At 67.2% G+C, this 25421-nt stretch carries 22 protein-coding genes; 12 read left to right on the top strand and 10 right to left on the bottom strand.

Annotated features, from left to right (window positions below; all coding sequences use genetic code 11):
• Window positions 1-376 precede the first annotated feature (376 nt).
• From G6N61_RS13600 to G6N61_RS13635, 8 genes are all read right to left on the bottom strand, one after another.
• On the bottom strand, window positions 377-2482 hold the full coding sequence (locus tag G6N61_RS13600) for a lipocalin family protein (RefSeq protein WP_235887530.1): 2106 nt from the start codon (window positions 2480-2482) through the stop codon (window positions 377-379).
• A gap of 80 nt (window positions 2483-2562) precedes the next feature.
• Entirely contained in the window at window positions 2563-3312 is a 750-nt protein-coding gene (locus G6N61_RS13605) for a class I SAM-dependent methyltransferase (protein ID WP_163919004.1), read from the bottom strand.
• An 18-nt stretch (window positions 3313-3330) separates the two neighbouring features.
• On the bottom strand, window positions 3331-4434 hold the full coding sequence (locus tag G6N61_RS13610; protein ID WP_163919005.1) for an ABC transporter ATP-binding protein: 1104 nt from the start codon (window positions 4432-4434) through the stop codon (window positions 3331-3333).
• A gap of 200 nt (window positions 4435-4634) precedes the next feature.
• On the bottom strand, window positions 4635-5024 hold the full coding sequence (gene rplL, locus G6N61_RS13615) for a 50S ribosomal protein L7/L12 (RefSeq protein WP_163919006.1): 390 nt from the start codon (window positions 5022-5024) through the stop codon (window positions 4635-4637).
• Between the two features lie 47 nt (window positions 5025-5071).
• Window positions 5072-5611: a 50S ribosomal protein L10 gene (gene rplJ / locus G6N61_RS13620; RefSeq protein ID WP_163919007.1), complete on the bottom strand. Its 540-nt coding sequence runs from the start codon at window positions 5609-5611 to the stop codon at window positions 5072-5074.
• Window positions 5612-5896: 285 nt separating this feature from the next.
• Window positions 5897-6817, bottom strand: a complete 921-nt coding sequence (locus G6N61_RS13625; protein ID WP_163919008.1) for an ROK family protein — start codon at window positions 6815-6817, stop codon at window positions 5897-5899.
• Window positions 6817-7425, bottom strand: coding sequence for a DUF7158 domain-containing protein (locus G6N61_RS13630; RefSeq protein WP_163919009.1), 609 nt, complete (start codon window positions 7423-7425; stop codon window positions 6817-6819). The genes G6N61_RS13625 and G6N61_RS13630 overlap by 1 nt, the downstream gene beginning before the upstream one ends.
• Window positions 7422-11627 carry a glycoside hydrolase family 38 N-terminal domain-containing protein gene (locus G6N61_RS13635; protein WP_163919010.1) on the bottom strand — a complete coding sequence of 1402 codons (4206 nt, stop codon included), beginning with the start codon at window positions 11625-11627 and terminating at the stop codon, window positions 7422-7424. The genes G6N61_RS13630 and G6N61_RS13635 overlap by 4 nt, the downstream gene beginning before the upstream one ends.
• Window positions 11628-11767: 140 nt before the next feature.
• On the opposite strand from G6N61_RS13635, the gene G6N61_RS13640 reads away from it, so the two are divergent.
• Window positions 11768-11929 carry a hypothetical protein gene (locus tag G6N61_RS13640; protein ID WP_163919011.1) on the top strand — a complete coding sequence of 54 codons (162 nt, stop codon included), beginning with the start codon at window positions 11768-11770 and terminating at the stop codon, window positions 11927-11929.
• Here the strand turns inward: G6N61_RS13640 and G6N61_RS13645 are convergent.
• A complete protein-coding gene (locus tag G6N61_RS13645; RefSeq protein ID WP_163919012.1) occupies window positions 11920-12876 on the bottom strand; it encodes a helix-turn-helix transcriptional regulator in 957 nt (318 codons plus the stop codon). The genes G6N61_RS13640 and G6N61_RS13645 overlap by 10 nt on opposite strands.
• 39 nt (window positions 12877-12915) lie before the next feature.
• The gene (locus G6N61_RS13650) at window positions 12916-13383 is read right to left on the bottom strand and encodes a DUF2243 domain-containing protein (RefSeq protein ID WP_163919013.1); all 468 of its coding nucleotides are present in this window, start codon (window positions 13381-13383) and stop codon (window positions 12916-12918) included.
• A 95-nt stretch (window positions 13384-13478) separates the two neighbouring features.
• On the opposite strand from G6N61_RS13650, the gene G6N61_RS13655 reads away from it, so the two are divergent.
• The 11 genes from G6N61_RS13655 to G6N61_RS13705 all read left to right on the top strand — a co-directional run bounded on the left by G6N61_RS13655 (window position 13479) and on the right by G6N61_RS13705 (window position 25397).
• A complete protein-coding gene (locus tag G6N61_RS13655) occupies window positions 13479-14033 on the top strand; it encodes a DinB family protein (protein WP_163919014.1) in 555 nt (184 codons plus the stop codon).
• Window positions 14033-14629, top strand: a complete 597-nt coding sequence (locus G6N61_RS13660) for a DinB family protein (RefSeq protein WP_163919015.1) — start codon at window positions 14033-14035, stop codon at window positions 14627-14629. The genes G6N61_RS13655 and G6N61_RS13660 overlap by 1 nt, the downstream gene beginning before the upstream one ends.
• 45 nt (window positions 14630-14674) lie before the next feature.
• Window positions 14675-15673: an oxygenase MpaB family protein gene (locus tag G6N61_RS13665; RefSeq protein ID WP_163919016.1), complete on the top strand. Its 999-nt coding sequence runs from the start codon at window positions 14675-14677 to the stop codon at window positions 15671-15673.
• Window positions 15674-15742: 69 nt separating this feature from the next.
• Window positions 15743-17131: an ABC1 kinase family protein gene (locus G6N61_RS13670; RefSeq protein ID WP_163919017.1), complete on the top strand. Its 1389-nt coding sequence runs from the start codon at window positions 15743-15745 to the stop codon at window positions 17129-17131.
• A 4-nt stretch (window positions 17132-17135) separates the two neighbouring features.
• Window positions 17136-18044 (top strand): alpha/beta fold hydrolase, encoded by a 909-nt coding sequence (locus G6N61_RS13675; protein WP_179973621.1) that lies wholly within the window; start codon window positions 17136-17138, stop codon window positions 18042-18044.
• Window positions 18045-18166: 122 nt separating this feature from the next.
• Complete coding sequence (locus G6N61_RS13680) at window positions 18167-19045, top strand: cyclopropane mycolic acid synthase family methyltransferase (RefSeq protein ID WP_163919019.1); 879 nt, start codon at window positions 18167-18169, stop codon at window positions 19043-19045.
• Window positions 19046-19160: 115 nt separating this feature from the next.
• Window positions 19161-20033 (top strand): cyclopropane mycolic acid synthase family methyltransferase, encoded by an 873-nt coding sequence (locus G6N61_RS13685; protein WP_163919020.1) that lies wholly within the window; start codon window positions 19161-19163, stop codon window positions 20031-20033.
• 140 nt (window positions 20034-20173) lie between these two features.
• Entirely contained in the window at window positions 20174-21070 is an 897-nt protein-coding gene (locus G6N61_RS13690; RefSeq protein WP_163919021.1) for a cyclopropane mycolic acid synthase family methyltransferase, read from the top strand.
• A 254-nt stretch (window positions 21071-21324) separates the two neighbouring features.
• Window positions 21325-21807, top strand: a complete 483-nt coding sequence (locus G6N61_RS13695) for a hypothetical protein (RefSeq protein WP_163919022.1) — start codon at window positions 21325-21327, stop codon at window positions 21805-21807.
• A 181-nt stretch (window positions 21808-21988) separates the two neighbouring features.
• Window positions 21989-23728 (top strand): DUF4012 domain-containing protein, encoded by a 1740-nt coding sequence (locus G6N61_RS13700; RefSeq protein ID WP_163919023.1) that lies wholly within the window; start codon window positions 21989-21991, stop codon window positions 23726-23728.
• 142 nt (window positions 23729-23870) lie between these two features.
• Window positions 23871-25397 carry a tyrosine-protein kinase domain-containing protein gene (locus tag G6N61_RS13705; protein ID WP_163919024.1) on the top strand — a complete coding sequence of 509 codons (1527 nt, stop codon included), beginning with the start codon at window positions 23871-23873 and terminating at the stop codon, window positions 25395-25397.
• The last annotated feature ends 24 nt before the right edge of the window (window positions 25398-25421 follow it).

Below are 25421 nucleotides of genomic sequence, written 5' to 3' on the forward strand. Positions count from 1 at the left end.
ACCTCATGCGACTTCAAGTGCCGGAGAACCGGACCGTGGCCGCTATATCTGCGTCGGTTCGGCTGGCTCCATCAGGCTTCCCGGAGCACGGCACGCGTCTAGATGCTGAGCAAAGACTCAGGCTAGACGATGTGCGAGTGAGGTGGGCAGGATGCAGCCAGCGCAACGTCCAACGATAGCGCAGGACGGTGCATTCCTCAACTAACGCATGCAGCGGCGAACAAGACGCTGGCTGGCGTTCCTAACTCGTGCATCCATGCTGACCAACAGATTGGCCCGTTTGCCGCCTCTCGTCAAGAGATAGAGCCGTGTCGGCTGTGGAATTCTCGATCTCGCTCCGCGTCCTGCTCCGGGATGTTGCCGCGTGGCAGCGTCGTCAAACCGGGACGGCGACATTCGACTCCGCCGCCGCCGCCGGCTGCCGGGTACGGGTGATCCAGCCGTTGACACCGTCGACGGACGCTCGGTCCAGCAGTTCCCGGTACAGATCGTCGGAGACGACGCGGGTGCGGCTGAGCAGGAATCCGGTGCGGCCGCGGGCGTCACTCACGACCGCCCAGCTGTAGTCCGGAGCCAGGTCGACGATCCAGTAGTTCCCCGGCGGGTCCGCGGACGGCGGACCGAAGAAGGTGACGTTCAGCTTGTCGTTGGTGGCGCTGACCGGCAGCGCGGTGCCGACGATGCGCGATTGCGGCCCGCCGTCGAAGAGGTAGTTGCCCGAGTTCACGACCCGGATGGATCCGTCGGCGTTCAGGCTGTACACCGCGGTCGTGTTGACCAGCCCGATCGAGAAGAACTGCTTCACGCTGCCGACCTCGTACCAGGTGCCGAGGTAGTCGTTCAGGTCCACGGCCGGCGGCGGTCCGAGCACGACGGCGGCGGCCTGGCCCAGGACGACGTACTGGTTCGGTGCGCCGTAGATGCCGTAGACCGGATTGGCCGGTCCCACGCCGGCGTACATGTCGTTGATCCAGCCGTTGGCCAGCGTGTAGACGGCTTGGGTGTTGCCCGGAGGCGACCGCTTGATCACGAGCTGGCTGACGAAGTCGATGATCGGGACGCCACCGATCAGGGAGTCGACGTGGGAGCCGTTCGCCAGCGTGACGCCGACGAACTGGCCCGGTTTCAGCGCGACGAGGTCGGCCGTGGTTTGGCCGTTGGCGTTCCATGGCTGCGGCGGGGCGGCGATCTGGTACACCGGGATGCTCAGCGCGCTCAGTGCGGCCAACGCTCCGGCGAACGTGCCGTTCGAGGAGACTCCGTCGTACATCACCACCCCGAGGAGATCGTTGTCGGACGGCGCCACGGCGGAGGCGTAGAAGCCGCCGGCGGCCGTCGCCAGTCCCCCGCCTGCGGAGTGGCCAGTGAGCACGAACTTCTCCGGCAGCACTCCCTGGTAGCCCGCGGCCGCTGCGCTCGCGCTTAGCGACGCCCGGCTGGGATCGACGAACAGCGTGGCGACGCCCTGCTGCATCGCGACCGAGCTGAGGGTGCACCCGTTGCAGGTGAAGAAGCCGAACGATGGAATGTTCGGCACCACCACGATGCTGTTCGTGCGCTCCGCCAGGTCTTGGGCCAGGGCGGAGTACCAGGACTTGGACCCCAAGAAGCCGTGCTGCAGCAGCATCACTCCCTGGGCTTGCACCGTGCCGTCGGCCTGTGTGGGGAAGTACCAGTCGGCGGCGCCCGTGTAGGTCGTCGAGCCGATCGGGATCGCCACGTTGGAGCTGCCGACCTTCACACCGGTCACCCCGTTGATCGACGACGTGCCAGGGATGGGCTGCGTCGGTATGCCCACGACGGGCACCGGCGCAGGCGGCAGCGACGGCATCAGGCCGAACGCGGACAGCAGGCTGATCACCACGGTCGCCAGCGGCCCCGGGGTCGGACGGGCGGCCGCTGCCGGTGCGGCCAGGCTGCGAATCTCGCCGGTCGCTGGTGCGGCGACGGGAACGGCCGGGGCTTGGTCGATCACCGAGGCCGGCTCGACAACGGCCGGCTCGACCCCGGCGGGTTCCACGACGGTTGGCGGCGCCGTCGCCGTGGGCGCGGTCTCCGCGGCGGACGTCTCGGTGTCGGCCAAAGGCTCGGGGCCGGTCGAGGTCTCGTCCTCGGTCGCGGTGCCGGGCGCAACCTGCGGGGCGGCCTCGACCGTCGCGGCGTCGTCGCGCCGCACGGTCACCGTGGACGCACTGACGGTGCTCTCCGGCTTGTCGACGCTCGTCGGCCCGTCGGCCGAATCATCTTCGCGCTGACCAACTTCCGGGATCAATGACGGGTCACTAGCGGGGGGCTGCGCACTCGATTGCGAACCAGGCGGCGAATCGGACTGCGCACCCGACGGGGACTCGGCCGACGACGAGTCCGCGGCGCCGTCGGACGCATCGGGCTCAGCGGCGGCCACTCCAGTGCCTGCGCTCAGCGCGATGCACGCCCCCGCCGCAGCGATCCACAGCGTGCGCAACATCTTCTCCGGCGTCACGGCCGGACCCTAACCGCTGGCATCTGCGTCGCGGAATCCAATTGCCGCCGACGTCAGAATTTCGACATGGCGGCCGCGGCTCAGAGTCCGCGTCTGCCGCTGACGGTTTGAGACGCGGCAGTCACCCGACAGGTGACGTCGACCAGACCCGCGTCGCGCATCGCGTCGGTGATCTCGTCGGCGTCGAACAGCCGTAGCGGCGCGATCCGCGAGGCAGCGACCTCGAGCCGGCGCACCGGCGCGGGGCCACGGGCGCACGTCGTGAGCACCGCGATCCGCCCTCCCGGCTTGAGCACCCGGATCATCTCGCGCAGTGATCCGAACGGATCGTCCATCAGGTAGAGCGCGCCGTAACAGCTCACGGCGTCGAAGGTGGCGTCGTCGAACGGCAGCTCCGAGCCGTCGGCGCGCACGTACGCCAGGGGATCACCCGGCGGCGTATCGGAGACTGCGCGAGCCAGCATCGTCGGGGAGCTGTCAACGCCGACGACCAGACCGTGCGAGCCCACCTCGCCGACGAACGTGCGCGTCGTGTTGCCGGGTCCGCAAGCGACGTCGAGCACGGAGTCGCCGGCCTCAATGTCGAGCAGCCGCAGCTTCAGCCTGTCCTCGTCGGCGGTGTTGCGCATCGTGAAGCCGAAGAACAGCACGGGGCGCCACAGCCGCTCGTAGATGCGCGGCAGGAGCGTCGAGCCCATGACGCGTTGAGCCGTCGACTGGGGAACGCGGTCAGCGCCCATGACGTCGAGGTAACCGTCGACCACTGACGCGGGTTTGGACAGTAGCGCGCGCACGCGAGTGAGCGCCGCCGACCGATCGGCGTCGGGCATCAGGCGGGGTACCGGAGGCTAGGCCTCGCGCTGCACCGGGATCGACGCGGTGGGCGCCTCTTCGTCGGTGCGGTGACGCGTGGTCGTGTCGTCCGCCGCGTAGCTACCGTTCCCATGACCGTTGCCGTTGCGGTCGCGGTTGTCGCTTCCGTCGAGGCTGTCGCGGATGGCTTCCTGGGCGGCCGGCGGCAGGGTGTGCATGATCTCGCGCACACGGGCCTGGCGACGACCGACGGCCTTGCGCTCGGGCATGCCGGGGGTGGCCATGACCTGCGGCGGCACGCCTTCGATCTCGTCGGTGCCACCGTCGTGGTGACCGGCGTCGACCATGGCCTGCTCCTCGGCCATCGTGCCTTCGTCCTTCTCCTCGGACATGCCGATGGGGCCGATGCGGCGACCGTTGAGGAACTGCTTGACCACCGGCTCGTCGGAGGTCAGCAGCACCTCGCGCGGACCGAACATGACCAGGTGCTTGCGGAACAGCATGCCCATGTTGTCGGGCACGGTGCGAGCGATGTTGATGTTGTGCGTCACGATCAGGATCGTGCAGTCGATCTGGGCGTTGATGTCGATCAGCAGCTGGGACAGGTACGCCGTGCGCACCGGGTCCAGACCGGAGTCGGGCTCGTCGCAGAGGATGATCTTCGGGTCCAGCACCAGCGAGCGGGCCAGCCCGGCGCGCTTGCGCATACCGCCGGAAATCTCACCCGGGAACTTGGTCTCGTCGCCGGCCAGACCGACCAGGTCGAGCTTCTCCATCACGATCTGACGGATCTCGGATTCCTTCTTCTTCGTGTGCTCACGAAGGGGGAATGCGGTGTTGTCGTAGAGGCTCATGGAGCCGAACAGCGCGCCGTCCTGAAACATGACGCCGAACAGGGTGCGGATTTCGTAGAGCTCCTTGGCGGAGCACTCGATGATGTTGGTGCCGTCGACGATGATCTTGCCGCGCTCGGGGCGCAGCAGGCCGATGAGCGACTTCAGGAACACGGACTTGCCGGTACCCGACGGGCCGAGCAGAACGCTGACCTCGCCGGCGGGGATGTCGAACGTGACGTCTTCCCAGATTCGCTGGGAACCGAAGGACTTGGTCAGTCCCTCAACCTGAATGCCGATGCCCACGCGCGATCCTTCCGCCACTGTTCCGTCCCACCACGACACCTGCCTGTGGCTTGAGTCACTGTAGCCTACGAGCGAAACCGGCAACACCGTATGGGCCGGTCGGCCGCGGTACTCCAGTAAACGCAACTGTGGGGCCGACCTGTTTGCCAGGTCGACCCCACAGGATGCGCTTGCCGGCTCGGCCGGCGGGCGCGGGTGTTCTACTTGACGGTCACCGTGGCGCCGGCAGCCTCGAGCTTGGCCTTGGCGTCGTCGGCGGCCTCCTTGGCGACCTTCTCGAGCAGTGCCTTGGGGGCGCTGTCGACGAGATCCTTGGCCTCCTTGAGGCCCAGGCCGGAAACGATCTCGCGGACGACCTTGATGACGCCGATCTTCTTCTCGCCGGCACCCTCGAGGATGACGTCGAACTCGCTCTGCTCTTCAGCGGCCTCGGCGGGCGCGCCACCGGCGGGGCCGGCAGCTGCGACGGCGACCGGGGCGGCCGCGGTGACGTCGAAGGTCTCCTCGAACTGCTTCACGAACTCGGAGAGCTCGAGCAGAGTCATTTCCTTGAAGGCGTCGAGCAATTCATCGGTGCTGAGCTTGACCATGTGAATGGTCCTTCCTTACTTGTGTGCTGCTTGTGGTGGTGTACGGGTCATGCGGCGGGGTCGGACGATTCCGACCCGGCCTTCTTCTCTTGCAGAGCTGCAGCCAGACGTGCGATCTGAGACGCGGGCGCAAGGAACAGCGCCGCGGCCTGGGACTGCTTGGCCTTCATGGCGCCTGCCAGCTTGGACAGCAGCACCTCGCGCGACTCGAGGTCCGCGATGCGGTTGACCTCGTCCACGGAGAGCGCGCGGCCCTCCATGTAGCCGCCCTTGACGATCAGGGCCTTGTTGTCCTTGGCGAACTTCTTGATCGCCTTGGCGGCGTCGACCGGCTCACCGTTGATGAACGCGATCGCGGTCGGTCCGGTGAACAGGTCGTCGAGGCCGTCGACGCCGGCCTCGCTCGCCGCCCGCTTCACCAGGGTGTTCTTGGCGACGGTGTAGGTGGTGCCGTCTCCCAGCGACCTGCGCAGCTCGGCAAGATGGGCAACCGTCAAGCCGCGGTACTCGGTGACGACGGTGGCCGTCGACTCCTTGAACTTCTCGGCGATGTCGGCGACCGCTGTGGCCTTGTCAGCCTTGGCCATGCTTGCCTCCTCGTGTTGGGTGGATGTCCACCGACCAACGGGGCGCGAGGGGCTGGCGAGCCTGGAACGAAAAAACGCCCCGACACAGACAGGTCGGGGCGCACGCGTTTACGTCTACCTCGTCCTCCTGCGTGGGCCGCCTGGCAATCCAGGACCTTCAACCGATTTCTCGGTGACCGACGGTCTTCGGTGGAACCAGCCAAGAGTAGCGGATCGGCAGCCCATCAGCCAAAACGGCGATTAGTGCACGTTCCGGCGCGGTCAGCGCGCCTCTTCGTGCACGAATCACGCCTTGGCGAGGGCGGCGGCGCCGACGAGGCCCGCGTCACCGCCGAGTTCGGCGCGGGCCACGCGCAGGTCGCGGATGAAGGTGAGCCCGGCGTAGGAGGCGAGCGCCTCGTGCAGTGGGTCGAAGAGCAACGGTCCGGACTTGGCCACCCCGCCGCCGATGACGACGAGATCCAGGTCGCACACCGCACCGACCGACGCGATGGTCGCCGCGACGGCCGTCGCCCCCCGCCGGAATGCGCGCAAGGCAACGGCGTCACCGGCGGTGGCGGCGTCGGCGAGTTGCTTGGCGTCGGCGTCGGGTGGGGCGTCCCAGCCGTTGGCCAGCGCCCAGCGGGCGAGGTTCGGTCCCGATGCGATGGTCTCGGCGCAGCCCTTGCCACCGCACGTGCACGGCCCGCCGTCGGGGTCGACGACGACGTGGCCGACGTGGCCCGCGTTCCCGGTGCGGCCGTCGTACGGTGCGCCGTCGAGCACCAGTCCGCCGCCGATGCCGGTCGAGACGACCATGCCGAGCAGGAAGTCCGCTCCCCTGCCCGCCCCGCGCCACCGTTCGCCCAGCGCCATGCAGAGGCCGTCACCGCCGAGCCGGACCGGACCACCGGTGACGGCGGCCACCCGTTCGACGATCGGGAACCGCTGCCACGCGGTGATGTTGATGGGACTCACCGTTCCGGTCGGCAGGTCGATCGGTCCTGCCGACGAGATGCCGACCGCGTCGACCGACCCACCCGCGATGCGCAGTGCGTCGACGATGAGCGCCTCGGCGACTGCCCATATCGCCTGCGCGTCGGACTTTGGCGTGGGTTGCTGCTCGCGATGCACCAGGGTGCCGTCGGAGTCGACTAGTCCCACGGCGATCTTGGTGCCGCCGACATCGACGGCGAGTGTCGGTGCACCCGAGGAAGAGTTGGCCATCAGTGCTTGTGCGTGTTGTCGGGCTGGCTGGGGTCACCGGGGTGCTCGTAGCCGGGTGCGAGCGCGACGAGTTCGGCCCGCCTGGCGTCGAGCCAGAGGCGGAACCGTCGCCGTCGGGCGGATGCCAGCAGGTGTGCGGCCACCGCGGGCCGGGCCTCGTCGAGGGTTTGGGGCACGGGGGGATGATGCCATCCGCCCTCGACGATCACCGGTGGGCTGAACCGACTCGGGTTGCGCGCGTGGTACTCCGCGACCTCGACGTCGTCGACCCGGACGCCTGCGGTGACGTGAACGAACACCGCACGCGCGCGGCGAGTGCGCAGGACCGACGCGGCGATGCTGCCGATCTCCAGCCGCGCCGCCGTGTCGGGCAGCAGGTCGTCCTCGGCGGGTACGTCGGCGGGACCGACGTCGACGGGTTCGGTCTCGACCACGCGTTCGGCGACGATGAGCTGGGTCAGCCAGCGGCGCAGCTGTCGCCCCTCGCTGGTGTCGGTCCTGGGTAGCGCTGATGCCAATACCGTTGCACGCAGCTCGGTTTCGCGGTCGTCGACCTCGGCGACGGTGACGACACTGCCGCCGACCGTGGCAGCGACGGGCGTAGTCATCGCACCGTCACCGCGACCGCGGGCGTGTAGAGCAGGTGGCCTGCGCACGCGACTCGCACCAGTGCCCACCATTGGCCGGGCCGAACCCAGGCCGGCGGCGACACGTCGAAGTGCAGCTGAGCCGTTCCCCCGGCGGGCAGGTCTGCGCCGACGGCCGACGGTCCGACCCATTCCCAGGTGCCCCATGGGCTGATGAGGTGCGCTTCGATGGAGAGGTCTGCCTTTGCGTCGGTTCCCACGGTGACGCTCAGGGTGGCGCTGCCGCCCGCCGGGACGTCGATCGGCTCGGGGCCACCGACGAGTCGGAGCACGTCATCGGTGCCGTCGCCGACGGTGATCCAGCAGACGTCCTCGACGAGTTGCCGCCACGAAGGGGGTATGTCGGAGTGGCCGGTGACGGCGAGTTCGGCGCGGACCGGGTAGCGGCCCGGTGCGGTACCCGCCGGAATGTCGATGGAGACCGCGGTTTTCAGGTATTCGCCGGGTGGCAGGAGGAACGGTAGTTCGTCGGGGGTCGCGGACACACCGGCCGGGCACACCAGCCGCACGTGGCCGTGCAGGGTTGCGTCGGTGCAGTCGCTGGCTGCAGTGAGCCGCAGCGCGACGGTCGACCCGGGTGCCGCGGTCACTCGTTGAGGTTCCAGGTGTGCGACGGCGGGTAGCCCACCCATCGGGGCGGGCCCGCGGTTGTGCAGCCAGTACCTGGCGTAGAGCGGTTGCGCCGCTTCGGCGTCCGTGACGAGGCCGACCGGCCCGGCGCCGTCGAGCCGCGGCAGGTTCAGTTCGGCATGGATGGTGGCGATCTCGTATCCGTGCAGCGCAGCGCCGTCCGCGTTGGTCAGGGGACTCTCGAGGAGGTCCACCCGTTGCGCCGCGGACACCGACCGCAGCCCCGATCGCAGAGAGACCTCGGTCGACCGGCCGTGGGTCTCGACCAGCCGCAGCGTGATGCCGTCCTCTGGCTCGACGTGCCTGCTGGTGCCGTGGGCGATCGCGTTGCCCGCGACCTTGCACGCGGCCAGTGCGACCTGGCCTGCCGGTTCGATCTCGAGCATCGAACCCCACGCGGGCAATCCGCCCGCGTGGCCTCGGTGTCGCGAGACGACCCCGAGCAATGGCTGGGAGTACTCCGCGCTGCGGGCAGGCAAGCCGGCGTCGCGCCAGTCGCCCACCGAGGCCACCAGCGCGTAGTCGAAGTCGTGAGTCCAGTGCTGTAGCTGGAAGTTCGAGCCGTCGGGCACCGTGCGGCGCGGTGCGTCGATCCACGTCCCAGACGGCCAGCCGGTGCACGATCGCATCAGCGACGTGTGCAGTGTGCCGTCCGAATCGACGGCGAAGCTGGGCACGCCGCGGTTCATGACCGCGACCGTCCGCGCGTCGAATTCGCCGATGTCGTGCGGGGTCTGCTGCGAGACGGCGATCTCGGCGTCGGCGAGGTCGTCGACTACCGCCGCGACGATCGACTCGATGCCCGCCTCCGCTGCAAGCACCAGGACGGGCAGCGCCCTGACGTCGCGCAGGTCGGCGCCCGGCACCCAGCGCTCGGCCAGCGCGCGTGACGCCGGAACCCACACTCGCGCCACGCCGGAGTCGTCGAGTTGGCGCCGCAGCTCGGCGGCGTACGCGGGTTCGGCAGCCGCCAGCAGGGCAGCGGTGAAGGCGTTGACTTCGGGCCCGCCCAGGGCGATTCGCGCATCGGGCAGGTTGGAGTCGACGGTGAGGTCGCCGTAGCGCGGTTTGCCGGCGTGGCTGCAGGTGGTCGTGACTCCCGCGCGTACCAGCGCGACGGAGAGGTCCCGCACCGCGGGCGACGCCTCCGCGCCGACCGCTGTCACGATCTCGGCCACCGATATGGCGCGGACTCCGTCGGCCTCGTCGCCGCCAGGACCCGCCCCGCAAACGCGGATGCGCACCGCCGACGACAGGCCGAACCAGCCGTAGGCCGGGTTGTCGAGCGTGTGCGGATGTCGAGCGCTGTCCACCGCGTGCGCGTGGTCGCCGGGTTCGTGCATCAGCCCGAAACCGCGGCCGATCACGGCATCCCCGACCTCGCTGACGGGCATCGCGCCGGGCACCGGGCACGGCCAGCGCAGGCGCAGCAGCGCGTCCTGGCCGGTGAATTCGTCGATCACGGTGCGACAGTCGACCCGGTCGACGCCACGCCACAGTGTGATGGTCTGCGTGTAGCGCAGCACGCCATCGATCCGGCCGTCGATGGTCAGCCGCTCCCCCAGCGCGCAGCGTTCGGCGCGAACGTCTGCAGTGTCCTCCGACGACGTGCGCAGCGGGCCCTTCGGCAGCAGGTGCCACGGCCCCTCCCCCGCTTCGGGGTGCGCGGGATACTCGTCGTAGACGGCCAGCTCGTTGCCGACCCTGCCCTCGGCGATGAGTTGCCGGCCCGCAGCCGTCCAGGACGTCACGCCACCACCGCGCGCAGCGTCGACCCGGATCCGGTGGTGAGCGTTCTGAATCTCGTTGCCCGGCATCGTCTCCCATGCCGTCGGCGCTCCCTTGGACGTCCGGTGCGCGCGCCACCCCATCGACGGTACGTCGTGTGCGAGCCAGCTGACGGTGTGGCCGCCGTGCTCGATCAACGTCGGCAGCTCGGCGCCGTTGGTGTCGACGATCGTGCCGGTCATCGGTTCGTGGAGGTGGACCGTGACGACATCGGTGCGGTTGTGCGCCAACGGGTTCCATACGACGACGTCGCCCTCGACCGCGCCGGTCAACACGTCGATCGCACTGTCGCGGACCGTCCGGCCGAGGTCCCACGCGTCGCGCCAGCTGGTCAGGAGGTCCAGGTAGACCTGGTCGGACTCCGAGCCGGTGATCGCATCGTGGTGGGCCCCGTACGCCAGTTGCACCCACGCCTTGGCCAGTGCCGAGTGCGGATAGGCCGCGCCCGCGATCAGGCCGGCGAACACCGCGAACCGCTCGGCCTGCAGGACGGCGTGTTCGGCGGCGCGGTTGGCCTGCTTGGTGTCGACGTAGGAGACGTCCTTGCCGGTGTAGATCGGGTTCATGTCGCGGGTCTGCGGGGCGGGGGCGGCACCGCGTTCGTCGACTTCGGCGCGGACGGCGCTGAAGAACTCGCTGGGCAGCGCGCAGACGAAGCGGGGCCACGTGTAGCGGGCGTTCCAGTCGCGGTGAATCTCGGTGACCCACTTGTTCGGTGGCGTGTAGTCGGTGCCGACGGGGAGCAGCACGTTGCGGGTGAGCGCGACCTTCTTGAGTCCGGCGAACAACGCGTAGGTCGCGTCCTCCGCCTCGGCGAGCGTCGGCGATGAGTCCATCCACCAGCCTGCCGCGTAATGGGCGGGCATGTAGTGGGTCAGCAGGCCGCGACCCGACGGGGCGAGCCATTCGAACTCGCTGGCGAACTGCATTCGCTCGGGATCGCCGTCACCGGCCATCGGGCCCCACTGGTGGTGCGGGCCACGCGCCCAGGAACTGGACGTGAGACCCGCGTCGGCGGCCATGCCGGGGAACTGCGGGTCATGCCCGAACACGTCGAGCTGCCATGCGGTGGCGGGGTTGGCGCCCATCACGTCGCGTTGAAAGCCGATGCCGTGTACGAAGTTTCGAATGGTCGTCTCGGGACTGGTCAGGTTCGTATTGGGTTCGTTGTAGGTGCCGCCCATCACCTCGACGCGGCCGTCGGCGATCATCCGGCGCAGTTCCGCGCGGTCCTCGGGACGGGCGTCCCAGTAGGGCTTGAGGTAGTCGACCTCGGCGAGCACGAACTTGTATTCCGGTTCCCGGCGGGCCATGTCGAGATGCGCGGCCACCAGGTCGAAGCCGTTGGTCTGGCGGCAGCGTCCGGGCGGGTCCTCGGTCCAGGTGCTCGTGTAGGCGGCCTGGGTGTTCCACCACACGGGGTCGTAGTGGAAGTGGCTGATCATGTACATCGTCCAGCCGGGTTCGGCGTCGACGAACGTGAACGGGACTGACGCGTCGCCGACCACCACCCGAGCCTCCCGCGAACGGCCGGGCATCGGATCCGTGACGGTGACGGCGACCTCGACGATCTCGGTGCCGGGTTGCGCGGGTACGTCGTCGCACGTGAGACCGTCACCGTCGATGCGCACGGCCGCGGCGGCCGAACCCGGCGGGAGGTGAACCCGCACCACCTGCCGAAGCGCGTCCTCGGGCCCGACGAAGAGGTCGGTCGACTCGGCTGACACCTCGGGGACGACGGCCATGAGCGCACTGTACGGTCGGCGTCCGCTTCCTCGCGAGAGAACCGTGCGCCGGCGTTGGGCAGCAATTCATTTCACGGTCAGCCGGCGTGTGCATTTCGTGACGTGCCGGGTCGGTCGAAATCTGTCACAGTGGTGTCATTGTGAACGAATACGACACGGCACCCGGGCCGACGCCAAAGAGGCGCGATCCGCTCTCGCTGGGTTTCGAGGCGCATCGCGGTCTGCTGCTGCTCCGGTTACGGCTGCACGACGCCACCAGTACCCGCCGCAAGTCCCGTCGCGCGCCGAGCACTCACCCCTGAGCTGCGCGCCGTAGGCGGTCGGCCACCACGGTCACGGCCTCGGCCACCTCGGGTGGCTCCAGGACCTCGAAGTCGATGCCGGGCATCGCCAGCCACGGCACCATGTGCGCGGGGTCGTCGGCGCCCGTGGTGACGATGCACTGCTCGGGTCCGTCGGGCTGGACCTGTACTGCGGTGGCCGGGAACGCGGCGGCGACGACGTCGGCCGACGCGAAGTACCGGATGCGCGCGACGTACGGGTAGGACGACGTGCTGACGGCGCGGCGTACGTAGTCCGCCGCGTCGGGCGCCTCCCGCGGGGTGAACGTGCTGCCGACCGCCTTGACGTCGGCCATGCGATCGAGCCGCAGGCTGCGCCAATCGTCCTTGTCGCGATCGAACGCGAGGACGTACCAGCGCCTGCCGGTGGTGACCAGTTGATAGGGCTCCAGGCGGCGCTGCGTGGCGTTGCCCCGGACGTCGACGTAGCCGGCGGTGACGTGTTCGTGGTCGCGGCTCGCGCGGGCCAGGGTCATCAGGACGTCGGGCTCGACCGGGGTGTCGCCCTGGCCGGACGTCAACGTGACGGTGGCGTCGTGCACCGCGGCGACCTGCGACCGCAGGCGGGCAGGCATCACCTGGTCGAGCTTCGACAGTGCGCGCAGGGCCGATTCGCCGACGCCCGCGACGCTGCCACCTGCGGCCACGCGCAGGCAGACAGCCATGGCGACGGCTTCCTCGGGATCGAGCAGCAGGGGCGGCAGAGCGGCGCCCGCGCCGAGTTGGTAGCCGCCGCCGTGGCCCTTGCTGGCGTGTACCGGATAACCCAGGTCGCGGAGGCGGTCGACGTCGCGGCGCACGCTGCGCCCGGTGACGCCCAGGCGCTCGGCGAGTTCGTCGCCCGTCCACACCCGTCGTGACTGCAGCAGGCCGAGCAACTGCAGGACACGGCCGGTGGTCTCGGACACGGCCCCAGCCTGCCAGACATAGCGGACCGTTCCGGTCCTCTAACTTCTGACGGTCTCCAACTGCCGCACGCCTCGGCGGTGCAGCAGCCAGCCGACGCCGATCTGGACGACGCCGAACGCCAGGAACCCGACGTCCCATGCCAGCGGGCCGCCGAGGTCGTCGCGTACGTGGTGCACCTCGAGCAGCACGTGGTCGATCAGACCCTCGACCACGTTGAACACGCCCCAGCCCGCGAGTAGCAGCCCGAAGTGGAACGACCAGTTGGGCGCCAGTCGACGCTGCCGCCAGGACACGACGGTCATGGTGGAGCCGGCCATGACGAGCAGCCACGTGCCGACGTGGAAGAGGCCGTCTGCCACGACGTTCATTTCGAGGCCCGCCAGTGTGTCCGGCGATCGCGTGCTGCTGATCATGTGGTGCCACTGCAGGATCTCGTGCAGCACGATGCCGTCGACGAATCCGCCGAGCCCGAGGCCGAGCAGGAGACCGGGAGCCTTCGACGGCATCTCATTCACCTTTACCGCATGCCCGCGCCACGCCGGTTCAAGCAGTTCGAACTCTTAGGACCGAATCTGTCCTATGCGGGTGCGACGCTTGTGCCATGCCCGACCCGACGACCCTCACCTCGCAGTTGGCCGATCAGCTCGAATTCCACTGGACGCAGCAGTTGCGCCCACGGCTCGACGGCCTCTCCGACGACGAGTACTTCTGGCAGCCGGTCCCCGACTGCTGGACCGTGCATCCCGACGGCGGCATCGACTTCAGCCACCCGCCGCCTCGACCGGAGCCGTTCACCACGATCGCGTGGCGGATGGCCCACGTCATCGTCGGAGTGTTCGCGATGCGCAGCCATTCCCACTTCGGCGGCCCACCGGCGTCCTACGAGTCGTGGCGGTATGCCACCGATGCCGCGGCGGCGCTACGGCAGCTCGACGACGAGTACGCCCGTTGGATCTCGGGCGTTCGCGACCTCGACGACGACGGCCTGGCACGGCCGTGCGGGCCCGCAGAAGGTCCGTACGCCGACCACCCGATGAGCGTGCTCATCCTGCACATCAACCGCGAAGTCATCCACCACGGCGCCGAGATGGCGCTCCTGCGCGACCTCTACGTCCACAGCATCAACCACAACGACAACACCGAGGAGAACCGCTGATGCCCGGAATGCCCCCACCCGCCGACGGCGAGCGCCAGACGCTCATCGAGTTCCTCGCGTTCAACCAGAACGCGTTCTTCTCGGTCGCCCACGGCCTGACCGACGAGCAGGCCCGGTCCACGCCATCGGTGAGCGCGCTGTCGGTCGGCGGACTGATCAAACACGCCACGGAGGTGCAGCGCGGCTGGACGGAACGGGCGGCGTGCGCGCCCGACTTCCCGCCGCCGGACCCCCGGCCGATCGAGGAGCAGATGGCCGACTTCCAGGACCAGTACGTCATGCGCGACGACGAGACGCTCGACGACCTGCTCGAGGATCTGCGCAAGACGAACGCCGAGATCCTCGCGGTGTTCGCCGAGAAGGATCTCGACACGCCCGTCCCCGTCCCGGCCGAGGTGCCGTGGTTCCCGAAGGACGTCGAGAGCTGGCCGGTGCGCTGGGTGGCGCTGCACCTGGTCGAGGAGCTGAGCCGGCACGCCGGGCACGCCGACATCATCCGCGAGTCGATCGACCGCGCAACGATGTACGAGCTGATGGCCGCGCGCGAGGAATGGCCGGAGACCGACTTCATCAAGCGGTGGCGCCCGGCCAGCTGACGCCGGTAAGGTGACAACAGACGTTGCCAAACTTGGGGAGTCACCGTGCTGTTGCCGCATCAGATCGTCGAGCAGTCGCTGCAGAACCACTTCGACCGCAACGTGCGGCAGCACTACTTCCGCGGCATGGAGTTCGCCGAGCCGGCCGGTGACCCCGGCTGGTTCGGGCCTGGCAGCGCGGTCTGGCACGTGCACTCGCATCTCGAGACGCTGATATTCGGCCTGCAGTGCGCGGCGTACCTGGAGCGGCTCGACCCGTCGATCTACTGGATGGGCGTGCACCATTCGCGGCTGGTCGAGCGCTCCGAGGACCCCGCCACACCGCCACGGATCGATCCCAGGGGCCTGGCCGTCCGGCTGGGCCACTCGATCGCGTTCTTCATCGGTACCGCCTACGGCACGACCGAGACCGCCGAGCGGCTGGCGCAGACGGTGCGCGCCATGCACCACACGATCAAGGGAACCCGGCCCGACGGCGCCCCCTACGACGCCGACGACCCGGATTGGTTGCGCTGGAACTACGCCACCGTGGTGTGGGGCCTGGCGACCGCGCACGAGATGTACCACCCCCGTCCGCTGCGCGGCAGGAAGCTCGACGAGTACTACGGCGAGTTCGTCCGCGTGGGCCACGCGCTCGGCGGCACCGACCTGCCGACCACGAAGGCCGAGACGCACGACTGCCTGAAGTCCTATACACCCAAGCTGGCACTCACCCACGGCGCGGCCATGGCGACCGGTCACCACCTGCCGATGCCCGAGAGCGCCGTGGACTGGGCCATCCGCGACACCATGCCCACGTGGGCCAAGCAGTTGATCGGCCACCGCTCTCCCAACGTGGTCGAGCGGACCGCGCGCCGGGCGGCGGTCTGGACGGTCATCAACGGCCTGCACGCCGCGGCGGGCCCGATCCCGGAGTTCACCCAGGCCCAGGCCCGGGTGGCCGACGGCGTCGACCCTGCGCTGGCGCCGCACACCGAGCCCCGCTACGTGCTCGGCAGTGACCCGGTGCGGACCCGGGACGACGTGGAGTTCACCTTCGCGTGACATCCGCGCGGGTGTGACCTGCTGCACACGCATTTTCCGTGCTCCGGACACTTTTGAGACACTGCATTCATGACTACGACTAAGCACCGCGAGGTTGCCAAGCTGGACCGGGTGCCCTTGCCGGTCGAGGCCGCCCGCGTCGGCGCGACTGGGTGGCAGATCGCCCGGACGGGCGCGCGGGTCGTCACCAAGCTGGCCGGCCGCGGATCCCTGCAGGAGAAGATCGTCGCGCAGGTCCCCCAGACGTTCGCCGATCTGGGTCCCACCTACGTCAAGCTGGGCCAGATCATCGCGTCGAGCCCCGGCGCGTTCGGAGAGCCACTGAGCCGCGAATTCCGCAGCCTCCTCGACCGTGTGCCCCCCGCCAAGAAGGACGAGGTGCACGCGCTCTTCAAGGAGGAACTGGGCGATGACCCGGCGAACCTGTTCAAGCACTTCGAGGACGAACCGTTCGCCTCGGCGTCGATCGCCCAGGTGCACTACGCCACACTGCATTCCGGTGAGGAGGTCGTCGTCAAGATCCAGCGGCCCGGCATCCGCCGCCGAGTCGCGGCCGACCTCCAGATCCTCAAGCGCGGCGCGCGTCTGGTCGAGTTCGCGAAGCTCGGGCAGCGACTGTCCGCCCAGGACGTGGTCGCCGACTTCGCGTCCAACCTCGCCGAGGAACTCGACTTCCGGCTCGAGGCGCAATCGATGGACGCGTGGGTGGCCCACATGCACGCCTCACCGCTGGGCGAGAACATCCGCGTGGCCCAGGTGTACTGGGACCTGACGAGTGAACGCGTCCTGACGATGGAGCGCATCCAGGGCACGCGCATCGACGACGTCGCCACCATCCGCAAGAAGGGCTTCGACGGGACCGAACTCGTCAAGGCACTGCTGTTCAGCGTGTTCGAGGGCGGGCTGCGCCACGGCCTGTTCCACGGTGACCTGCATGCGGGCAACCTGTACGTGGACGACGACGGCAAGATCGTGTTCTTCGACTTCGGCATCATGGGCCGCGTCGATCCGCGGACCCGCTGGCTGCTGCGCGAACTGGTCTACGCGCTGCTGGTGAAGAAGGACCACGCCGCCGCGGGCAAGATCGTCGTGCTGATGGGCGCCGTCGGCACCATGAAACCCGAGGCTCAGGCCGCGCAGGACCTGGAGAAGTTCGCGACGCCACTCACCACCAAGTCGCTCGGGGACCTCGGCTACGCCGAGATCGGCAAGCAGCTGTCGGCGCTCGCCGACGCCTACGACGTCAAGCTGCCACGCGAGCTGGTGCTCATCGGCAAGCAGTTCCTGTACGTCGAGCGCTACATGAAGCTGCTCGCGCCCAAGTGGCAGATGATGAGCGACCCGCAGCTCACCGGTTACTTCGCCAACTTCATGGTGGACGTGAGCCGGGAACACAAGGAGCACGGTATCGACGAGCGCTTGCGCGAGGAGCATGACATCGACGAGCTGGGGGTCTGACCGCGTGGACGTCCGCGAGGGCAAGGCCAAGGGCACACAGGGCATCGAGATCCACTACGAGGACATGGGCGACGTCGACGACCCGGCCGTGCTGCTGGTCATGGGCCTGGGCGCTCAGCTGGTGTTCTGGCGAGACGAGTTCTGCCAGAAGCTGATCGATCAGGGGCTGCGCGTCATCCGCTTCGACAACCGCGATGTCGGGCTCTCCGGAAAGATGGACGGCCGCCGCACCAAGGGCTCGCAGGTCGGGAACATGGTGCGGTCGTTCCTCGGCGTGCGGAGCCCGTCGGTCTACCGGCTGGAGGACATGGCCGACGACGCCGCGGCGCTGCTCGACCACCTCGGCATCGACCGGGCACACGTCGTCGGCGCGTCGATGGGCGGGATGATCGCGCAGGTCTTCGCCGCTAGGCACGCCGACAGGACCCGGGGTCTCGGCATCGTCTTCTCGTCCAACAACCAGCCCTGCCTGCCGCCGCCGGGGCCGCAGCAACTGCTTGCCGTCGTCACCGGCCCCTCGCCGGATTCACCGCGCGACGTGATCATCGAGAACTCTATGAGGGTGAGCAGGATCATCGGCAGCCCCGGCTACCCCGCGACCGACGACAGGCTGCGCGCCGACGCGATCGCCTTCTACGACCGCGCGCACTACCCGCAGGGCATCGCTCGGCAGTTCAACGCAATCACCGGCAGCGGCAGCCTGTTGCGCTACGACCGCATGATCACCGCACCCACCGTGGTCATCCACGGCAAGGCGGACAAGCTGATGCGGCCGTCCGGCGGCAAGGCCATCGCCAAAGCCATTCCGAACGCGAGGCTGGTGCTGTTCGACGGGATGGGCCACGAGCTGCCCGAGCCGCTGTGGGACGACATCGTGACCGAATTGCAGAAGACGTTCGCCGAGGCGGCGTAGTTCGCCGTTATCGAACCATCAGGGCTGCGGCGTAGAGTCACCTCGAGACCGCAGCTGGGGGGCTTGCCGGGTCCATCGCCGACGTCGACGAGCCACCGAACTGCCAGAAAGGCACCATTGACATGACAAAGAGCACGCGTAGGGGCGGCTTGAAGCCGCACTTCGAGGACGTACAGGCACACTACGACCTCTCCGACGACTTCTTCAGGCTCTTCCTGGACCCGAGTCAGACCTACAGCTGCGCCTACTTCGAGCGCGACGACATGACGCTCGAGGAAGCCCAGCTGGCGAAGGTCGACCTCGCGTTGGGCAAGTTGGGCCTCGAGCCGGGCATGACGCTGCTCGACGTCGGCTGCGGCTGGGGTTCGACCATGCTGCGCGCGATCGAGAAGTACGACGTCAACGTCATCGGCCTCACGCTCAGCGAAAACCAGAAGGCCCACGTCGAGACGGTGTTCGCGGAGTCGGATAGCCCTCGCTCGAAGCAGGTGCTGCTGCAGGGCTGGGAGCAGTTCGATCAGCCCGTCGACCGCATCGTGTCGATCGGCGCATTCGAGCACTTCGGCCGCGACCGCTGGGACGACTTCTTCGCGACGGCGTACAAGGTGCTTCCTGACGACGGCGTGATGTTGCTGCACACCATCACGGCGCTCACGTTGCCGCAGATGACCGCGGCCGGGTTGCCGTTGACGATCTCCATCGCCAAGTTCGTCAAGTTCATCCTCACCGAGATCTTCCCCGGCGGGTACCTGCCCACCACCGAGCTGGCAGGTGAGCACGCCGAGAAGGCCGGCTTCAAGTTGACCCGAACGCAGTCGCTGCAGAAGCACTACGCCAGGACGCTGGATCACTGGTCGGCTGCGCTGGAAGCGCACAAGGACGAGGCGATCGCCATCCAGTCCGAAGAGGTCTACGAGCGCTACATGCACTACCTGACCGGATGCGCGCAAGGCTTCAAGGACGGGTACATCGACGTCTGCCAGTTCACTCTGGCCAAGTAGGCGCGTCCGGCGGCCACCTCCCGCCCAGGTAGCGTGAGCGGGACTCAGGCGACCGTATTCCGCGTCCTTCACTTAGCTGGAGGGGCGGCGCACCACTGGAAGGCGGACTTTGCTCTTGTCCGAATTGACGCCCCACTTCGAGGACGTGCAGACGCACTACGACCTCTCCGACGACTTCTACCGGCTGTTCCTGGACCCCACGCAGACCTACAGCTGCGCGTACTTCGAGCGCGACGACATGACGCTCGAAGAGGCGCAGAAGGCGAAGATCGACCTGTCGCTGGGCAAGCTCGGACTCGAGCCGGGGATGACGCTGCTCGACGTCGGCTGCGGCTGGGGTGGCACGCTGCTGCGCGCGGTGGAGAGGTACGACGTCAACGTCATCGGGCTGACGCTGTCGGAGAACCAGTTCGCACACGTCCGCTCGGCCTTCGAGGCCTCGACGAGTTCCCGGTCGATGCGCGTGTTGCTGCAGGGTTGGGAGCAGTTCGACGAGCCGGTGGACCGCATCGTGTCGATCGGTGCGTTCGAGCACTTCGGTGCCGACCGGTGGGTGCCGTTCTTCGAGATGGCCAACCGCGTACTGCCCGACGACGGCGTGATGCTGCTGCACACGATCACCCGGCTGATGATGGCCGAGGTGAAGCGACGCGGCATCCCGTTGACGATGGACGTCGCCCGGTTCACGCTGTTCATCGCCAGAGAGATCTTCCCGGGCGGTCAGCTGCCCGCCATCGGGGACGTCGAGGCGCACGCGTCCGACGTCGGTTTCGCGGTCGAACGCGTTCAGTCGCTGCAACTGCACTACGCACGCACGCTGGACCTGTGGGCGGCAGCGCTGTCGTCGCGTCGTGACGACGCGATCGCCATCCAGTCCGAAGAGGTCTACGAGCGGTACATGCGGTACCTCACCGGCTGCGCCGACATGTTCCGGCGGGGCTACATCGACGTCAACCAGTTCACCCTGCGCAAGGGCACGGCGAATTAGTGCCGAACACAGGCGAAACGCTAGGGTGTTTGCCTAGTTGCGCCTGACGTGGCAGATGTGCCCGTAGGGTGCGGTTGCGCAGGTTAATCGAACATTCGGCTGCTCGCAGCGCATGCGAGGAAAGGGCCATCAGGAGAGACATGGCAGACACCACGACCGGCCTCAAGGACTTGACTCCTCACTTCGAGGACATCCAGGCTCACTACGACCTGTCGGACGACTTCTTCGGCGTCTTCCAGGACCCCACGCGCAAGTACAGCTGCGCCTACTTCACCGGCCCGAACGTCACGCTCTCCGAGGCTCAGATCGCCAACGTCGATCAGCACCTCGAACAGCTCGACCTGAAGCCAGGCATGACGTTGCTCGAGGTCGGGTGCGGCTGGGGTCTTACCCTGCTGCGCGCGATGGAGAAGTACGACGTCAACGTCATCGGTCTGACGCTGTCGAAGAACCAGCAGGCGTACTGCAGCCAGCTACTCTCCGGCGTGAAGAGCGAGCGGACGTTCGACGTGCGCCTCGAGGGGTGGGAGCAGTTCCACTCCCCCGTCGACCGCATCGTGTCGATCGAGGCCTTCGAGCACTTCGGCTTCGAGCGGTACGACGACTTCTTCAAGATGTGCTTCGACGTCATGCCCGACGACGGCCGGATGACCGTCCAGAGCAGCGTTGGCTACCACCCCGACGACCTGCAGGCACGCGGCAAGAAGCTGACCTTCGAGCTGGCACGCTTCGTGAAGTTCATGATCACCGAGATCTTCCCCGGTGGCCGCATTCCCAGCACCAAGATGATGGTCGCTCACGGCGAGAAGGCCGGTTTCGTTGTGCCGGAACCGATTTCACTGCGCAACCACTACATCAAGACCCTTGGCATCTGGGCCGCGCGGTTGGAGCACCACAAGGACGAGGCAATCGCCGCAGCCGGCGTCGAGAACTACGAGCGGTACATGAAGTATCTCACCGGGTGCCAGTTCTACTTCGTCGACGAGGCCATCGACGTCAGCCTGGTCACCTACCTGAAGCCGGGCGCAGCAACCTAGTCCGAAATCTCCCAAAACCCCGGTACCAATTGGTGCCGGGGTTTTGTTTGCTGTGCCCACTCGCTCAATCGCTTTGTGCATTGTGGGGTGTCGAAACGCTCGCCGGAGGCGGTCACTATTTCCGCCCGCGGCGTTACGTACCTTTGAAACGTAGTTTGACCTGCGGTTTTCGTATTGACGACCATGACAAAAGCTGCCATGCTTCCCATTACTCTCAGGTTCTATTCAGGAGACTCAACGTAGGGGGGAAGACAATGGCCACCGTTGCCGCCAAGTTCTCGAACGTCAGTACAAAGGTTCAGGTCGGTGCCGCGGCAGTCGCACTGGTAGCCGCCGCAACCCTCACGCCGGCCATCGCGGAGGCGCATCCCGGCTTCGCACCCGTCGTGGAATCCGTCGGCGCGTCGGCTTCGGACAACACCCTGTGGTTCCTCGACAACGCCGCAGACGGCGGAAGCGCTTCGGGAATCGCCGCCCCTTCTGCCGCGTTGCTCGCCCCGTCGACGATCACGTCGATCTTCCAGAACCGCTTCTTCTGGTTCGGCACCCCCAACCCGACGCCCCCACCGGGAAGCACGGTCTTCGTCTTCACGCCGCTGCCGCTGATCCCGGGATTCCTGCGCCCGCTCTACGGGTGGTTCACGCAGAACCTCAACTTCGAGGCCTGCATTCTCGGCGCCACCATCAAGATCGGTCCGTACGGGACGGTCTCGGGCTCCCTCACTCGGGGCTGCTAGTCAGCGACGCCTGTAGCCGCCCAGTCAGCACTGTCGTGGTCACCTGATTCAGTGCTGGCCGCTCGAGCACGGGAATCGGTGAGTGAAGCTATTTTCCAGACGGCCTTCTGAGGACCAACCCAATAGCGACGACGGTGACGTTGCGCTCGACGATGACCAGAGTCGCCGACGTCGACGCAAGATGGCGTTCGCCGGCGTCCTGCTGCTCGTGGTCGTCGTCGCCTTCGGGTGCTGGCTGGGGATCAAAGCATTCGACGCGAAGTCGAACCTCGAGCAGGCCCGCCTCAACGCCCAGCAGGCCAAAGATGCTTTGTTGCAGGGCAATACCGATGAGGCGACACGGCGGGCGGACAACGCCGCATCGCACGCGCAGTCAGCGCGCGATGCCACTCACTCCCTTCCGTGGGACGTCACCGCGGCCATCCCCTGGCTCGGCACACCTTTTAGGACCGGTCAGCAGATTTCCGACGTCGTACTCGGCCTCACCGCCGACGTCCTGCAGCCGTCCGCGCGTACTGGCACTGCGCTGTCGCCCGACCGCCTGCTGCAGGGCAACCGCGTAGACGTACAACTCCTTCGCGACCAGGAACCGACGTTGAGCGAACTCGCCGAGGCATCCGCTCGACTCGATGCCGACGCCCAGTCCATCGGCGACCCGGGTTACCTGTCAGTACTCGAGGATGCCCGGACACAGCTGCAAGGCCAAACGGCGGACGTGGCAAGTCTTCTGGAGAATACCGCCCTCGCCTCACGGTTGGCTCCTGTGATGATGGGTGCAGACGGCCCCCGGACGTACTTCATGGCGTTCCAGACGAACGCCGAAGCGCGCGGCACCGGCGGACTGTTGGGCGGATTCGGGATACTGCGGTTCAACGACGGCGCGCCATCCGTGGACACCCTCGCCACCAATCGCGAACTCGTAAGAGCCTCTGCACCTGTCGATCTCGGGCGCGAGTTCGCCGACCAGTACGGGTTCGCCAACCCCTTCACAGACTTCCGAAACAGCAATCTGAGTTCGCACTTCCCGTATGCAGCACAGATCTGGAAGTCCATGTGGGAGCAAGAGTCCGCGATGGGCATCGATGGAGTCATCGCTCTCGACCCCATCGCCCTGAGCTACATACTCGGTGCCGCAGGATCCGTCACGATGCCAGACGGCGAGGTGGTAACCCGCGACAACGTCGTAGAACTCACCGAGTCGACGGCATATTCGCGTTTCCCAACGGATCAGTTGGCCCGTAAGCAATATCTTCAAGACATCGCGAGCGAAGTCGTCAAGAAGATGACCGGGCCCATTCAGTCGCCACGCGCTCTGCTCGATGCTTTGGGTAAAGCGGTCAGCGAGCGACGCATCTCGGTGTGGAGTTCGTCGCCGGAGGAACAGGCGATGCTCGAGGAAACCCCCCTTGCGCACGTCATCCCCGACGATCCCGCACCATATGCCGAGGTCGTGCTCAACAACCTCGGCGGAAACAAGATGGATTACTACCTCGATCGCGGTATCGAATACGCGGCTGACGGCTGTTCCGGGGACACACGGCTCTCGACGGTCACGATTCGTCTCACCAATGACACGCCGCAGCAGCCACTTCCGGATTTCGTGGCCGGCGCACCCGGTATCGCACCCGAGATACCCATTCGGGTTCCCAGCGGAACCAATGTCGCGTCGGTCAAACTTCTTGCTACCAAGGGTGCCACGCTCGTAAGCGCACTCGCGAGTGGTCAGAAGGTCCCGGTCATCACCAGCGCGGAGCGCGGACATCCGAGCTTCGAGGTGCAGGTGGCCATACCGCCCGGCAAGTCGGGCGAGATCAGTTTCCGCTTGTCCGAACCCACGTCGCCAGGCATTCCGCGCGTTCCAATCCAACCGTTGGTGGACAACGTCATTCCCAAGGTATCGGTACCAGAATGCTCGTCCTGACGAGCACATGCACGGTTGCCAATCAATCAAAAGCGCTTGATGCCATCAGTTTCCGGACGCCGCGGGGTTTGCCAGCGGTATGCTTCCGCGCAACGGCGAATGACCGCGAAGGGGCCGAGGCCGTAGCGGTGGAGGGTTGGCAATGAAGATTCAAGATTTCGTGAAGATGCTTCGATCGCAGTGGATTACGGTATGCGTGGCCGTCACGGTGGCCGTGCTCGGGGCCGTCGCACTGACCCTCCTCACGACTCCCCTCTACCAAGCATCCACGCGGCTCTACGTGTCGGCCGCCGGCGGCGCCTCCGTCGCCGAGATGTACCAAGGGAATCGGCTATCCCAGGAGCGTGTCATCTCATACACCGAACTGATCATGGGCGAAACGCTGGCGCAGCGCACCATCGACAAGCTCGGGCTCGACATGGAAGCTGAGACGCTGCGTCAACACGTCAAAGCGAGTGCCAAACCAGACACGGTTCTCGTCGACGTCGACGTACTCGACGAGTCGCCCGTTCGAGCCCGCGACATCGCCAACGCACTATCCGACGAGTTCGTGTCCATGGTAAGGGAACTCGAGACACCCGAAGACGGCTCGAGACCAGATGCACGGGTCGTCGTCGAGCAACGGGCCTCCCTGCCCACCACCCCAGCATCGCCGAATTGGACCCTGAACCTGCTTGCCGGTCTTGCCATCGGTCTGCTCGCCGGCACCGGCCTTGCGATCCTTCGGGGATCTCTCGACAACACCGTCAAGGACCGGGAGTCCCTCGAGGAGATGACCGGCGTCGGACTGGTCGGCAGCATTCCCCTCGACAAGGAGCGGCGGACCGAGCCGGCCATATCCTTCGGCAGCGACAACTCGGCCATCGCGGAGGCCTTCCGCAAGCTGCGAACGAATCTGCAGTTCCTCGCAGTCGACCATCCGCCGCGTGTCATCGTCGTCACCAGCTCCATGCCGAGCGAGGGAAAGTCGACCACGGCCATCAACATTGCCCTCGCTCTGGCCGAAGCCGACCACAGCGTCGTGCTCGTCGACGGCGACATGCGGCGCCCCAAGTTGAACGAGTACTTGGGGTTGGTGGGAACCGTGGGGTTGAGTACCGTGCTCAGCGGCAGGGCGTCGCTTTCCGAAGTACTGCAAGCGACCAAGTACCCCGGATTGACGGTCCTCACCTCTGGCGGCACGCCGCCGAACCCGAGCGAGCTACTCGGGTCGCTGGCTGCGAAGAAGGTACTCAGTGAACTGCGGGCGAAGTTCGACTTCGTCATAGTCGACTCGTCCCCGCTGCTCGCAGTCACGGATGCCGCAATCCTGGCTGCGGGGTCCGACGGCGTACTGATCATGGCGAGGTTCGGCCAGACGAAGCGCGATCAGCTTCAGCATGCGGTGGGGAACCTCGAGGACGTCGGCGCCCGCGTTCTCGGTGCGGTGTTCACCATGACACCTGATCGGGGCAGCTCGTCATATAGCTATAGCTACTACGGCGACGACGCGTCGTCGCGATCCAGGCGTGCGGCGACGCCCGTTGAGTCGCAGGACGATGCGCCGACACGAGCTCCCACTCCAGAACTCAATGCCGCGCCCCCGAAGGTTGATCCGCCACGGCAGTCAAACGGCGTCGCGGTCGTTCCACAGACGACCAGCAGGCACGGCCATGCGTCAGCCGACTAAACGACACCACCATTCGAATAGCAT

This window comes from Mycolicibacterium arabiense (assembly GCF_010731815.2).
Lineage (GTDB): Bacteria > Actinomycetota > Actinomycetes > Mycobacteriales > Mycobacteriaceae > Mycobacterium > Mycobacterium arabiense.

Bases quoted from the DNA above. Each gene is read 5' to 3' on its own strand.
- G6N61_RS13650 (WP_163919013.1), bottom strand. From the start codon at position 13,383: ATGCCGTCGAAGGCTCCCGGTCTCCTGCTCGGCCTCGGGCTCGGCGGA.
- rplJ (WP_163919007.1), bottom strand. From the start codon at position 5,611: ATGGCCAAGGCTGACAAGGCCACAGCGGTCGCCGACATCGCCGAGAAG.
- G6N61_RS13705 (WP_163919024.1), top strand. From the start codon at position 23,871: ATGAAGATTCAAGATTTCGTGAAGATGCTTCGATCGCAGTGGATTACG.
- G6N61_RS13605 (WP_163919004.1), bottom strand. From the start codon at position 3,312: ATGCCCGACGCCGATCGGTCGGCGGCGCTCACTCGCGTGCGCGCGCTA.
- G6N61_RS13630 (WP_163919009.1), bottom strand. From the start codon at position 7,425: ATGACTACGCCCGTCGCTGCCACGGTCGGCGGCAGTGTCGTCACCGTC.
- G6N61_RS13635 (WP_163919010.1), bottom strand. From the start codon at position 11,627: ATGGCCGTCGTCCCCGAGGTGTCAGCCGAGTCGACCGACCTCTTCGTC.
- G6N61_RS13625 (WP_163919008.1), bottom strand. From the start codon at position 6,817: ATGGCCAACTCTTCCTCGGGTGCACCGACACTCGCCGTCGATGTCGGC.
- G6N61_RS13680 (WP_163919019.1), top strand. From the start codon at position 18,167: ATGACAAAGAGCACGCGTAGGGGCGGCTTGAAGCCGCACTTCGAGGAC.
- rplL (WP_163919006.1), bottom strand. From the start codon at position 5,024: ATGGTCAAGCTCAGCACCGATGAATTGCTCGACGCCTTCAAGGAAATG.
- G6N61_RS13690 (WP_163919021.1), top strand. From the start codon at position 20,174: ATGGCAGACACCACGACCGGCCTCAAGGACTTGACTCCTCACTTCGAG.
- G6N61_RS13655 (WP_163919014.1), top strand. From the start codon at position 13,479: ATGCCCGACCCGACGACCCTCACCTCGCAGTTGGCCGATCAGCTCGAA.
- G6N61_RS13670 (WP_163919017.1), top strand. From the start codon at position 15,743: ATGACTACGACTAAGCACCGCGAGGTTGCCAAGCTGGACCGGGTGCCC.
- G6N61_RS13660 (WP_163919015.1), top strand. From the start codon at position 14,033: ATGCCCGGAATGCCCCCACCCGCCGACGGCGAGCGCCAGACGCTCATC.
- G6N61_RS13700 (WP_163919023.1), top strand. From the start codon at position 21,989: ATGGCGTTCGCCGGCGTCCTGCTGCTCGTGGTCGTCGTCGCCTTCGGG.
- G6N61_RS13695 (WP_163919022.1), top strand. From the start codon at position 21,325: ATGGCCACCGTTGCCGCCAAGTTCTCGAACGTCAGTACAAAGGTTCAG.